This is a genomic window from Microbacterium sp. (assembly GCF_040394595.1).
Lineage (GTDB): Bacteria > Actinomycetota > Actinomycetes > Actinomycetales > Microbacteriaceae > Microbacterium.
On sequence record NZ_JBEBSA010000020.1, the window covers coordinates 1 to 12,660 of the forward strand.

A 12,660-nucleotide genomic window follows, 5' to 3' on the forward strand; every position below is an offset into this window, starting at 1 on the left:
GGCGACCCACCGGGCACGGACGCAGGCTACCCCGCAGGGGCGACCCACCGGGCACGGTACCTCCAGAACAGGCCGCGGCGGATGCGCACCCCGGGGAGCTCGCGACGCATCACGTCCGCGATCTCGTCGAAGGTCTCGGCGGCGTCCGCAGTCGGCGCCGTCATGCTCGCCGGCCTCCCCTGCGCACGGCGCGGATGCCGGACGAGTCCGACCACCGGATTGAGGGCCATCGACACCACGGAGAGGAGGGCGTCGCCCGGGGCCTCCCGGCTCACGCCGACGACCACGAGCCGACCGCCGGGGCGGAGGAGGCTCCGTGCCGTCGCCAGGGTCTCCGCGAGAGGCAGGTGATGCAGGACGGCGACGAAGGTCACCAGGTCCCACGTGCCGTCGGGGCGATCCGCGAAGGAGCCCTCCACCACCTGGGCGTTCCCCGTCGCGGCGAGTCGGCTCCGTGCCAGGGCAGCGGTCTCCGCGTCGGGCTCGAGGCCCACGACGTCCGGCAGCTCGACGGCGAGGCGGGCCACGAGGTTGCCGGTGCCGCAGCCCACATCCAGCGCACGGGTGCCGCCGCGGCGACCGATCGCGTGGGCCTCCCGCAGGATCCACGGGATGTGGCGGTCGTTGTGCGACCAGGGATGGGCATCGTTGACCCTGCCGAGCCATCCGAGCACCCGAGCGGTCAACGCGTTCATGCACGCACCCTACCCGCGCTCCCCGGAGAAGCACCCCGGAGAAGCACCCCGAGCACACTGCCGAGAGCGCTGCCCCCTTGCCCGTCCGGGCACGCCGATTGACTCTCGGCGCGCGATCGTCCGCGATGCCTTGAGGGGGCGGGAGAGGACGTTCGACCATGAGGCACGGGCCGCGCAACACCGCGCGGCCGGGTCGAAGGAGTCCCGCAGTGCCCGCAGCAGCGCACGTCAGTCGCCAGGTGGTCTTCCCCGCCGTCGGCACGGTGGTCGTGGACGAGATCCCCGTGCCGGAGCCCGCCGTGGACGAGGTGCTGGTCCGCGTGCGGCGGGTGGGCATCTGCGCCACCGACCTGCACCTGCTCGACGGGCACATCGGCGACCCGTTCCCCCTCGTCCCCGGGCACGAGTTCGTGGGAGAGGTCGCCGCTCTCGGCGATGAGGCGGCCCGTGCGCGCGGGCTGCGTCCCGGCGATCCGATCGCCGTCGAGATGCTGCTCCCCTGCCGCGGATGCGCACGCTGCCGCGAAGGACGCTACAACCTCTGTGAGCACGACGAGCCGGGCGCCCGCCCCGGACGGCAGCTCGGGGTGAACATCCCGCGCGACGTCGGACACGGACTGTGGGGCGGCTACGCCGACCTCCTCATCGCTCCCGCCGAGGCCGTGATCCACCGCCTCCCGGCCGGGATGCCCTGGGACCGCGCCGTGCTCACCGAACCGCTCGCGGTTGCGCACCGGGCGATCGCCCGCGGCCGGGTCGGCTCCGGCGACGTCGTGGTGGTCATCGGTCCGGGACCGGTCGGGCTGCTCGCCGCGGCCGCCGCCCGAGCCGCCGGCGCCGCACGGGTGATCGTGGTCGGCACGCGTCCGTCGCGCCTGCAGCCCGCGCTGCGGTTCGGCGCCGACGCGGTGATCAACACCCGGGAGACGGACGATCTCGCGGCCGCCGTCCGCGCCGAGCTCGACGGGCGCCTCGCCGACGTCGTGATCGAGATCGCCGGAGCCACGGCGGCGCAGCGCGACGCGGTGCGGCTGGTCCGCCGCGGCGGACGGGTCGTCCTCGCGGGAGCCTGCGGCGCGGGCGCAGAGCTCACGCTGCTCGCCGACGAGGACCTGCTCACGCGTGAGATCGACGTGCTCCCCAGCTTCCTGTCCGCGGGAGGCTTCGAGCCGGCGATCGCGCAGCTCGCCCGCGCCGAGTTCCCCTTCGAGGAGCTCGTCACCCATGTGCTGCCGCTCGACCAGGTCGAGAAGGCCTTCGCACTCATCGCGTCCCGCGACGACGCCGTGATCAAGATCGCCCTCGACCCCGACCTCCGCCCCTGACCGAAAGGACATCATGACCGACGACACGACGGATCCCGCCCTCGACGAGTGGCGCACCTACGACGAGTTCGCCGCCGGCATCGACACGTACCGGCTGCCCTCCGCCGACCTCTCGGGCACATCCCTGGTGCTCGCCCTCGACGATGGGGGGACGCTCTCGCTGCGCTTCGACGCCGAAGAGGTCGGCTGGGAGGGCCTCGGCGGAGCGGGGACGGACCCCTACGATGCGGTCGCGGTGCGCGAGGACGTCGTGTTCGTCAACCTCCCCCTCGTCAGCCGCGAGCGCGAAGCCCTCACGATCGTCTACTCCACTGCGACCCACCGCGCCACGGTCGTCCGCTCGACCATCGCCGCGGAGGCGGTCCCCGGCACCCCGCAGGTGAGCCAGGACTTCTGGGCCGCGACCACCGACGGCGGCGTGCCGACCGGAGAGGTCCCCGCGCCCAGCCGCGACCTCATCGGCAAGCGCAACGTCTACCGGTACAGCCCGCACCACCTCTACGAGCACGTCTACGTGTCGAGCCAGCGCTATGCGTGGCAGTGCCTGGAGGGCGTGCAGCGCGGTCACGGCGACATGGACCTCTCCACGGTGTGGAAGTTCGCCGACGGCCTGTACCTGTTCTGCTTCCGCGAGTTCCGCATCGCCGTCGCGAGCGTCTGGCTGCACGACCTCGGATACCAGCTCATGACCACCGGCATCTTCCTCGGGCTCAACGGCGACGGGGATTCCGAGCACTCCCGCGCCGGCGGTCACATCTACCCCCTCGGCTCCGTCGCGTACCCCGACGCCCAGCCGATCTGAACGGAGGACCGCCATGAGCAACGCCGACATCATCCGCGCGCACTACGACGCGAGCGACCGCGGGGACCTGGACGGGATGGTCGCGCCGTTCGCCCCCGAGGTGCGCTGGACCGAGGCCGCCGGCTTCCCCTACGCCGGGACCTACGTCGGACCGGACGCCGTCGCCGCCGGGGTCTTCGGCCGCATCCACGAGGAGTGGGACGGCTACACCGTCGCGATCGACGAGCTCGTCGACGGCGGGGACGTCGTCGTCGGGGTGGGCACCTACTCCGGCACCTACAAGCAGACCGGCCGGTTCTTCGCCGCCCGGGTCGCGCACGTGTGGCGGCTGGAGGGCGGACAGGTCGTCGCCTTCGAGCAGATCACCGACACCGAGATGGTCAATCGCGCGATTCGCGACTGACCCCCACGAGAGGCAGGAATCACATGAAGAAGCGCATCACCGCGACAGCGGCGCTCCTCGCCGCCGGCGCGCTCGCCCTGTCCGGCTGCACGAGCGGAGGATCGGGCGGCGACGGGGCCCCCATCGTCGTCGGCTCGGTCAACACGATCAGCGGCCCGGCGACGTTCCCGGAAGCGTCGCAGGCGGCGAAGGCCGTGTTCGACGCCTTCAACGAGGCCGGCGGTCTCGACGGGCGCAAGATCGACTACAAGATGCTCGACGACAAGGGCGACCCGGCGACGGCGACGGCATCGGCTCGCGAGCTGGTCGGCAGCGACGAGGCCGTCGCACTGGTCGGCTCCGCCAGCCTCATCGAGTGCGAGATCAACGCGAAGTACTACGAGCAGGAGGGCATCCTCTCGGTCCCCGGCATCGGCGTCGACACGGGATGCTTCGACAGCAAGAACATCTCGCCCGCGAACGTCGGACCGTTCAACGACATGACGCTCACGCTCCTCTACGGCTCCGAGCAGCTCAAGCTCGACGACATCTGCGTGCTGCTCGAGATCGCCGGCTCCACGCGCCCGACCTACCAGGCCGCGATCGACAAGTGGACCGAGCTCACCGGGAAGAAGCCGAAGTACGTCGACGACACGGTGCCCTACGGCGCCAGCGACTACACGCCGTACATCGTCAAGGCTCGCCAGGCCGGCTGCAAGGCGCTCGCGATCAACCCGGTCGAGCCCGACGCCATCGGCCAGGTCAAGGCCGCCAACGCGCAGGGATGGGATGACGTGACCTGGCTGTACCTCACCAGCGTCTACAGCGAGAACTTCGCCAAGGCCATCGGCAACGCCGGGAAGGGCATCTACGTCCCCGCCGAGTTCTACCCGTTCACCGAGGAGAACGACATCAACAAGGACTGGCGCGACCTGATGACCAAGAACAAGATCCCGCTCACCGCGTTCAGCCAGGGCGGCTACCTCGCCGCGACGTACTTCATCGAGGCGCTGAAGAGCGTCAAGGGCGACATCACCCGCGAGTCCGTCAGCAAGGCGCTGAAGGACATGAAGGCGATCGACAACCCGATGAGCGGGACGCCGTACAAGTTCGGCGTCGACAACACCGCCGGCTGGCCGATCATCCTGAAGTCCGGCACGAACAAGTGGGAGAAGGTCGCGGACGACTGGTTCCGCTTCCAGAGCTGACCACGTGACCGGTCCGGCCGCCCTCGGGCGGCCGGACCATCCATCAGAAAGGACGCGCCATGCTCCAAGGCGCCATCGCCGGGCTCGCCGCCGGCGGCCTCTACGCCGTGCTCGGCGTCTGCCTCACGCTCATGTCGCGGCTGGTCCGCGTCGTGAACTTCGCACAGGCGGCGACCGGCATGTTCGGCGCGTTCACCGCCGTCTGGTTCGTCCGCGAGCTGGGGCTTCCCATCTGGCTCGGTTCGCTGCTCGGCGTCCTCATCGCGGGGCTGCTGGCCGCCGCGATCGGCTGGATCGCCGCGACGTGGCTGTCCGAGGCGTCCACCACGACGCGCTCCGCCATGACCGTCGGACCGCTGCTGCTGCTCATCTCGATGTCCTTCATCCTGTTCGGCAACAAACCGCAGCCGTTCGCCCCGATCATCGCCGGCCCGGCGTTCTCGCTGGGCGGCGTGGTGGTCAGCCAGGTCACGGTCGCGACCGTGCTCATGGCGGTGGTCACCGCGGTGGGCGTGCGGATCGTGCTCAGCCGCACCCGCGTCGGCACGCAGCTGCGCGCCCTCTCCGAACGTCCGACCACCGCCGAGCTCCTCGGCATCCGCTCGCGTCCGCTCTCGATCGCCGTGTGGTTCGTCACGGGCGTGATCAGCGCGATCGCGATCATCATCGTGGCTCCCTCGCAGTCGAACGACGCGACGAGCCTGTCCCTGCTCATCATCCCCGCCGCGGCCGCCGCGCTGCTGGGCGCCTTCCGCCGCCTCGACCTCACGGTCGTCGGAGGACTCGTGCTCGGCGTGCTGGGCGGGCTCGTGGCCCAGATCGACGAGGTCGCGCTCGTGCGCAACTTCCTCCCGTTCCTGTTCATCGTCGTCCTGCTGCTCTGGACGCAGCGCAAGGAGGTGTGGGATGCCGCTCGCTGACCGCTCCTGGTTCCGGAACTCCTGGCCGTTCGTCGTCGGCATCGCCGCGGTGGTGGTCGGCCTGGTGCTGAGCAACGCGCTCTCCGGCTACTTCGTCTTCCTCGCGATCAGCGCGGTCATCGCCGCGATCGCCATCCTCGGACTCGGCATCGTCACCGGATCGGCCGGGATGATCGCCCTCTGCCAGCTCACCTTCGCCGCCGTGGGCGCCTGGGTGGTGTCGATGCTCAACGTCGTCAAGGCACCCGGCGGCTTCCTGCTCTGGCTCATCGCCGGCGCCGCCGCGGCGGCCGTCGTCGGGATCCTCGTCGGGCTCCCCGCGCTCCGGCTGCGCGGGGTGAACCTCGCGGTGGTCACGCTCGGCTTCGCCGCGGCGGCGGACGTCACGCTGGTGCAGATCCAGTTCCCGGGATCGGCCCAGGCCATCCCGGTCGACCGGCCCTCGATGTTCCAGAACGACAAGGGGTTCTTCTTCTTCTCGGTGATCGTGCTGGTGATCTGCTGCCTCGCGGTGTTCTTCCTGCAGCGCGGACGCTGGGGGGCCAGTTGGAAGGCCGTCGCCTTCTCCGAGCGGGGCACCGCAGCCGCCGGACAGAGCGTGCAGACCGCCAAGCTCACGGCGTTCGCGGTCTCCGCGGCACTCGCCGGCGTGGCCGGCGGCCTGCTCGCCGGGCAGGTGCAGCTGCCCTTCGCCGCGAGCTTCACCCCGCTGCAGTCGCTCGCCCTCTACGTGCTCGCCATCATGTCGGGCGCGCACCTGATCGACATGGCCGTGCTGGGCGGCATCCTCTGGGTGCTCGTCCCCGAGCTGCTCAAGCGCTGGAACATCCAGCAGGACTGGGCGTTCGTGATCTTCGGCGTGCTGGGCGTGCAGGCCCTCACCGGCGGCTCGAACCTCGGGCAGGGCATCCGCGACCTCATCTGGCGGCGCCGCGACCGCCGCAACGCCGAGTCCCGCCTCACCGCCCTCCCCGCGGACGCCGACGCGGATGCCCCGCCGATCACCACGCGCACCACGGCGACGGTCGACGAGGCGCTGCTCGACGCCGCCCCGGTGCTCACCGTGGAGGGCCTCACCGTGCAGTTCGGTGCGCTGAAGGCCCTGGACGACGTGACGTTCCAAGTGCCGGCGGCATCGATCATGGGGCTCATCGGGCCGAACGGCGCCGGGAAGTCGACCTTCGTCGACGCGATCTCCGGCTTCCTCCCCCAGCACGGCGGGCGGGTGCTGCTCGGCGACCGCGACCTCGCGGGCCTCTCGCCCACGCGCCGCGCGCGACGAGGGCTGCGACGCACGTTCCAGCAGGACCGCGTGCCGCCGCTGCTGACCGTCGGCGCCTACGTGCGCTTCGTCGCCCGGCGACGGCTGGCGCGGGCGGACATCGACGAGGCGCTGGAGTTCTTCGGCTGCCCGCCCGCCCGGGCGCGGCTCTCGAGCGTGGACGTCGGCACCCGCCGCCTGGTGGAGGTCGCCGCCGCCGTGCTGTCCCGGCCGCGCCTGCTCATCCTCGACGAGCCCGCCGCCGGGCTCTCCCACGACGAGCACCTCGCCCTCGCCGCGCGCCTGCGGGACCTGCCGGAGCGCTACGGGCTCTCGGTCGTCATCATCGAGCACGACCTCGACCTCGTCCGGTCCGTGTGCCCGATGCTCACCGTGCTCGACTTCGGACGGGTGCTGGCCAGCGGCCCCCAGGCCGAGGTGCTCGCGAACCCCGACGTGATCAAGGCCTACATGGGCGAGACGGAGCTGCTGTCATGAGCGAACTGGTGCTGGACGGCGTCACGGTCAGCAGGGGCGCCGGCCCCGTGATCTCCGACGTCTCGCTGACCGTCCGCGGCGGAGAGGTGCTGGCGCTCGTCGGACCGAACGGCGCCGGCAAGACCAGCCTCATCGAGTCGGTCTCCGGGGTCACCCCGCACTCGGCGGGGTCCATCGCGCTCGACGGCGAGTCGATCGGCCGCCTTTCGCGAGTGGCCAGGGCCCGCCGCGGCATCGTGCACATCGAGCAGGGACGCGCCGTGTTCCCGTCTCTCACCGTGCGCGAGAACCTCTCGCTGACCGCCCGCACCCCGCGCGAGCTCGAGGCCGCGCTCGCTCCCTTCCCCGAGCTGGAGAAGAGGATCGACTCGGCGGCGGCCCTGCTGTCCGGCGGCGAGCAGCAGATGGTCGTGCTCGCCCGGGCGTTCGCCGCCAAGCCCGCGATCCTGCTGATCGACGAGATGTCGCTCGGTCTGGCCCCGGTGGTCTTCATGCGGCTCATACCGATCGTGCAGCAGATCGCGGAGTCGGGGGTGGGCGTGCTGCTCGTCGAGCAGTTCACCCAGCTCGCCCTCGGCATCGCGAAGGAGGCCGCGGTCGTCGCCGGCGGAAAGGTGTCCTTCCACGGCACCGCCGAGGAGCTGCAGGCCGACGCCGAGCTGCTGCACCGCGCCTACCTGGGCGGATGACGCTGCGGCCGAGGGAGGGGACCGCGCTGCGCCTCCCTCAGCCGCGCCGGATACGCTGAGGGGCATGACTCAGACCCTCCGCGCCCGCGCCGTCCTCCTCGACATGGACGGCACGCTCGTCGACTCGACCGCCGTCGTCGAGCGCCTGTGGCTGGAGTGGGCGGAGCCGCACGGGATCGACCGCGAGACCGTGCTGAGCGTCGTGCACGGGCGGCAGGGTCACCAGAGCATGGCGATCATGCTCCCCGAGCGCGACCACGCGGTCAACCTCGCCGAGAACGAGATGCTGCTCGCCCGGGAGAGCTCCGACGTCGCCGGCGTCGTCGAGATCCCGGGGGCCGCCCGGCTGCTCGCCGCGCTGCGCGCCCTGCCGCACTCGATCGTGACCTCGGCGAACGTGCCGCTGATGACCGCTCGGATGGCGGCGGCCGGGCTCGCCGTGCCGGCGGAACACGTCACTGCCGAGGACGTGACCGCTTCGAAGCCCGATCCGCAGGGCTTCCTCCTGGGCGCCGAGCGCCTCGGCATCGCGCCGGCCGACTGCGTGGCCTTCGAGGACTCCGAGGCCGGGATCGCCGCCGCACGCGGCGCCGGGATGCGCGTGGTCGGCGTCGGCCCGCACGCCGGGCGGTTCTCCCCCGACGTGCACGTCGCCGACCTCACCGGGATCGCCGTCGCCTCGGACCCCGACGGCATCCTTCTCACCTTCGCCTGAGGACCGCGCCGGACCGGCGCCGGCTCACATCCCGGCGTGGTCGAACGCCAGGGTGGGCACGTCCACGATGTGCGCGCCGCCGTCGACGAGCAGGACGGCTCCGGTGATGTACGACGACTCCGAGGAGCCGAGGAACCGCACGGCCGAGGCGATCTCGGCCGGACGCGCGGGGCGCCGCAGCGGCACGTCGGCCGTGACCGTCGCATAGGCCTCCTCGCGCGACTCCAGCTGCGCGTGCTCGGCGAACTCGTCCATCTCGTCGTCGGCCATCGGCGTCTGCACCCAGCCCGGGCAGACGGCGTTCACCCGCACGCCATGCCGCCCGTAGTCCCGGGCGAGCGTCCGGGTGAGCCCGATCAGAGCGTGCTTGCCGACGGTGTACCCGGCCACCGATGGCCCGGCGAACAGCCCCGCCAGCGACGAGATCACCACGATCTGCCCTTTCGCCTCGATGAGCGCCGGCAGCGCCTCGCGCGCCGTCACGAACGCCGTCGTGAGATTGGCGCGCAGCGCCTGCTCCCAGCCCGCGTCGTCGGTCTCCCCCACAGGGGAGAAGCCGTGTCCGCCCGCGTTCGCGACCAGCACGTCTATGCGTCCGAAGTGCGACAGCACCTCGGCGACCGCCCGCGCGGCGTCGGCGCTGTCGGCCGCGTCGGCGACGATCGGGTGGGCGCCGACCGAGCGCTCCACGGCGCGCAGCGGCTCCTCCCGCCGTCCGACGACCACGACGTGCGCCCCCTCCGCCGCGTACCGCTCGGCGACGGCGGCGCCGATGCCGGTGCCGCCCCCGGTGATGACGACGACGTGCCCGGAGACGCACGAACCGACGGTGTTACCCATGTCCACTCCTGTTGTCCGATGAGGGCGCTCAGGCGGGGAAGCCCGAGCGCGCGCTGAATCCGAAATCGCTGAGGATGCCCGAGCCGTTGACCGCACGGGCCCTGGTCGATACGAGATAGGCGACGTGCGAGGCGACCTCGTCGGCGGTCTGCACGGGGAACGCGGCGCCGTCGAAGCCGTCGACGCCGAGGTCGTCGCGGCTCATGGGCGTGTCCACCACGGACGGGGACACCGTAGCGACCCGGATGCCGTCGCCGGCGAGATCGACGGAGAGAGCACGACCGAGCTGCACCAGAGCCGCCTTCGAGGCGCAGTACGGCGCCATGCCCGGAGAGGCCACCACCGCCGAGTCGCTCGCGATCAGCACCGCGACCGCCTCCGGAGCCGCCCGCAGCAGAGGGATCGCGTGCTTCAGCACGAGGAAGGCTCCGGTGACGTTGACCGCGAACACCGCGTCCCACTGCGTGCGGGAGGTCTGCTCGATCCCGGTGCCGACCGGCCCGGAGATCCCGGCGCAGCACACCACCGCGTGCAGCCCGCCGAGCACCCGCCCCGCCTCCTGCACCGCGGCGGACACCTGCTCCTCATCGGTCACGTCGGCCGGCACGACGACGCCTCCGCACACGCGCGCGGTGTCGTGCAGCCCTTCCCGGTCGCGATCGAGCAGCGCGACGCGCATCCCCTCCGCGGCGAGCGCACGCGCGACCGCGCGGCCGATGCCGCCGGCCGCGCCGGTGACGAGCGCGGTCCGTCCGCGCAGCCCGAGGTCCATATCGCCTCCCGTGGTGCGTCGCTCGCACCGCCTGCGAACATCCTGCTCCGGCGCAGGAGCCGGCCCGAACCGCGGCGGCGCGGGTGTGCGCGCTGGCACCACGGCCCTTCACTCACGGTCAAGTGGCCGCGACGACGACGCGGCAGACTCGCAGACATCCCCCATCGGGGTGGTCACCGTGCCTGCGGGTCCGCCCCCTCGTCGAGCGAAGGAGCCGATGTGACCGAGCAGATGTCCGCACCCAGCACCGCCCTGCGGTCCGGCGCCCTCGGCGTCGCCGGGATCGTGTTCCTGGTTCTCGCCGCGGTGGCACCCCTCACCGGAATCGTCGTCGTCGCCTCACTGGCGATCGCGCTGGGCAACGGCGGCGGCACCCCGATGTCGTTCTTCCTCGTCGCCGCGACCCTCCTCCTCTTCGCGGTCGGCTACGCGCAGATGTCGAAGCAGCTCGTCAACGCCGGAGGCTTCTACGCCTTCGTCGTGAAGGGCCTGGGACGCACCGGCGGCCTGGTCGCCGGGCTCATCGCCACCCTCGGCTACAACTTCTTCGTGGTCGGCACGATCGGCACCAGCGGGTTCTTCATGCAGACGATCATCCGCGATCTCACCGGATTCGACCTGCACTGGATCGTGTGGGGTCTGATCTCGATCGCCGTCTGCTTCGTGCTCGCGCGGATCGGGGTCGACTTCTCATCGAAGATCCTCGGGGTGTGTCTGGTGCTCGAGGTGCTGATGCTGGTGGTGTTCGACGTCTCCGTGCTCGTGCAGACCGGCTACGACGTCTCGGCGTTCAGCCCGAAGGCCGTCTTCGGCGGCTCCCTGCCGATCGGAATGCTGCTCGCCGCGACCGGCTTCCTCGGCTTCGAGGCGACGGCGCTGTTCAGCGAGGAGGCGAAGCGACCGCTGCGCACGATCCCCCGCGCCACCTACACCGCGATCACCGCGATCGGCGTGATCCTCGGCGTCACCGCGTGGGCCGTCGTGAGCGCGACCGGGGTCGCGCAGGCGCAGTCGACCGCGCTCGAGCACCTCCCCGACGGGGACCTCATCTTCTCGCTCGCGGAGAAGTACCTCGGCGGTCCTCTCACCACGGTCATGCAGATCCTGCTGCTGGTCAGCCTGTTCGCCGCGATGCTGGCGTTCCACAACTCGGCCGGCCGCTACCTCTACTCGCTCGGCCGGGCGCGCATCCTGCCGCACGCCTTCGCGCGCACCCGCCCCTCGGGCGCCCCGCAGATCGCCGGGATCGTGCAGGCGGGGTTCGCGGCGATCGTCGCCGTGGTCTTCTTCCTCGCCGGCGCCGATCCGATGGTCACCCTCGTCCCGGCGATGCTGGGGTTCGGCACCCTCAGCATGCTGATCCTGCAGGGCCTCGCCGCGCTGTCGATCGTGGTGCACTTCCGCCGCCAGCACGACACGCGGTGGTGGAGCACGTTCATCGCCCCGGGCATCGGGTTCCTCGGCATCGCGTCGATCTCGGTCCTCGCAGTGGTGAACTTCGACATCGTCGCCGGATCGCAGGAGCTGGCGATCCGCCTGATGCCGCTGCTGCTGGCGCTCGCCCTGATCGGCGGCATCGTGTACGCCGCCTACCTCAAGCGGTCGAGGCCCGCCGTCTACCGGGGCCTGTCCGCCGACCTCGAGAGCTTCAGCAACCGCTGACGACGCGCCCGGCACCGCAGAGCCGACCCCACCGCAGAGAAACAAGGAGAGACGATGACCGCCCTCGACCCCGCCGACACCTCGACCTGGCTGCCCCTCGACGGCCTCGCCCCCGGGTTCGACGCCAACAAGGCGCCGCACTCCACGGCCCTCGCCGGCCGTGAGGTGATCGTCACCGCCCCGAACGGCACACGCATCACGCACCGCTTCACCGCCGACCGGGTCGCGTGGGACTACTCCCCCGGCGCCGGGGACGACACCCCCGCGGCATCCGGCGACGACGCCTACGAAGCCTTCGAGGTCGACGAGGAGCTGTTCTTCGTGCAGTTCCACCACGAGCACCGGCCCACCGAGGCCGTCTCGCTCGTCGTCGATCTGAGGCACGGCCGCGTGCTCTCGGTGGTCAGCCGGATCCTCCCTCCCGAGCGGGGCCGCACTCGGGTGCGGCACGCCTTCGCGCCCGCGGAGATCGAGGGCGGCGGGACCTCGGGCGCTGAAGCGCACCCGACCACCGCCCTGATCGGCCGCCGCGTCGAGTGGGTCTACAGCACCGAGCACGCCTATGAGCACGTCTACCTCTCGGAGCGCTGGTACTCGTGGCAGTGCCTGGCCGGCCCCGAGCGCGGCCTCGCCGACACCGATGAGAACAGCGTGTGGGAGGTGCGTCCGGGGATCTACGTCTTCGCCTGGCGTGAGAAGGTCATCCCCTGCGCCTCGGTGACGATCGCCGATCACCGCGATGTCACGCGCATCCGCTCGCACGGCGTGCTCTTCGGCCTGGATGAGAGCGGCGAGGTGCCCACGCACTTCACCTTCGGCGCCTGGGGGCGGCTGCTCTCCACGACGCACCACACGCCCGAGCTGGAGCCGGCCTCGTTCGGGGAGCTCTGA

13 protein-coding genes are annotated in these 12,660 nt (G+C 71.6%); 10 read left to right on the top strand and 3 right to left on the bottom strand.

Translation table 11 applies throughout. From position 1 onward, the window contains the following. Positions 1–26: 26 nt before the first annotated feature. The gene (locus ABWO84_RS14245; protein ID WP_353115686.1) at positions 27–695 is read right to left on the bottom strand and encodes a class I SAM-dependent methyltransferase; all 669 of its coding nucleotides are present in this window, start codon (positions 693–695) and stop codon (positions 27–29) included. Positions 696–904: 209 nt separating this feature from the next. Here ABWO84_RS14245 and ABWO84_RS14250 point away from each other — a divergent pair, with 209 nt between their 5' ends. From ABWO84_RS14250 to ABWO84_RS14285, 8 genes are all read left to right on the top strand, one after another. Continuing rightward, positions 905–2,020 carry a zinc-dependent alcohol dehydrogenase gene (locus tag ABWO84_RS14250; protein WP_353115688.1) on the top strand — a complete coding sequence of 372 codons (1,116 nt, stop codon included), beginning with the start codon at positions 905–907 and terminating at the stop codon, positions 2,018–2,020. A gap of 13 nt (positions 2,021–2,033) precedes the next feature. Next, on the top strand, positions 2,034–2,822 hold the full coding sequence (locus ABWO84_RS14255; RefSeq protein WP_353115690.1) for a MoaF C-terminal domain-containing protein: 789 nt from the start codon (positions 2,034–2,036) through the stop codon (positions 2,820–2,822). Between the two features lie 13 nt (positions 2,823–2,835). After that, a complete protein-coding gene (locus tag ABWO84_RS14260; RefSeq protein ID WP_353115692.1) occupies positions 2,836–3,225 on the top strand; it encodes a nuclear transport factor 2 family protein in 390 nt (129 codons plus the stop codon). A 23-nt stretch (positions 3,226–3,248) separates the two neighbouring features. Further along, on the top strand, positions 3,249–4,412 hold the full coding sequence (locus ABWO84_RS14265) for an ABC transporter substrate-binding protein (RefSeq protein WP_353115694.1): 1,164 nt from the start codon (positions 3,249–3,251) through the stop codon (positions 4,410–4,412). A gap of 59 nt (positions 4,413–4,471) precedes the next feature. Further along, complete coding sequence (locus ABWO84_RS14270; protein WP_353115696.1) at positions 4,472–5,332, top strand: branched-chain amino acid ABC transporter permease; 861 nt, start codon at positions 4,472–4,474, stop codon at positions 5,330–5,332. After that, positions 5,319–7,091 (top strand): branched-chain amino acid ABC transporter ATP-binding protein/permease, encoded by a 1,773-nt coding sequence (locus tag ABWO84_RS14275; RefSeq protein WP_353115698.1) that lies wholly within the window; start codon positions 5,319–5,321, stop codon positions 7,089–7,091. The genes ABWO84_RS14270 and ABWO84_RS14275 overlap by 14 nt, the downstream gene beginning before the upstream one ends. After that, entirely contained in the window at positions 7,088–7,780 is a 693-nt protein-coding gene (locus tag ABWO84_RS14280; protein ID WP_353115700.1) for an ABC transporter ATP-binding protein, read from the top strand. The genes ABWO84_RS14275 and ABWO84_RS14280 overlap by 4 nt, the downstream gene beginning before the upstream one ends. A gap of 64 nt (positions 7,781–7,844) precedes the next feature. Then, positions 7,845–8,495, top strand: a complete 651-nt coding sequence (locus ABWO84_RS14285; protein WP_353115702.1) for an HAD-IA family hydrolase — start codon at positions 7,845–7,847, stop codon at positions 8,493–8,495. Positions 8,496–8,519: 24 nt separating this feature from the next. Here the strand turns inward: ABWO84_RS14285 and ABWO84_RS14290 are convergent, their stop codons facing one another. Both ABWO84_RS14290 and ABWO84_RS14295 read right to left on the bottom strand, forming a co-directional pair. After that, entirely contained in the window at positions 8,520–9,335 is an 816-nt protein-coding gene (locus ABWO84_RS14290; protein WP_353115703.1) for an SDR family NAD(P)-dependent oxidoreductase, read from the bottom strand. Between the two features lie 28 nt (positions 9,336–9,363). Beyond that, entirely contained in the window at positions 9,364–10,107 is a 744-nt protein-coding gene (locus ABWO84_RS14295; RefSeq protein WP_353115705.1) for an SDR family NAD(P)-dependent oxidoreductase, read from the bottom strand. Positions 10,108–10,326: 219 nt separating this feature from the next. Between ABWO84_RS14295 and ABWO84_RS14300 the strand changes: the two genes are divergently transcribed. Next, positions 10,327–11,769, top strand: a complete 1,443-nt coding sequence (locus ABWO84_RS14300; protein ID WP_353115707.1) for an APC family permease — start codon at positions 10,327–10,329, stop codon at positions 11,767–11,769. Positions 11,770–11,823: 54 nt separating this feature from the next. Continuing rightward, the gene (locus ABWO84_RS14305) at positions 11,824–12,660 is read left to right on the top strand and encodes a MoaF C-terminal domain-containing protein (RefSeq protein ID WP_353115709.1); all 837 of its coding nucleotides are present in this window, start codon (positions 11,824–11,826) and stop codon (positions 12,658–12,660) included.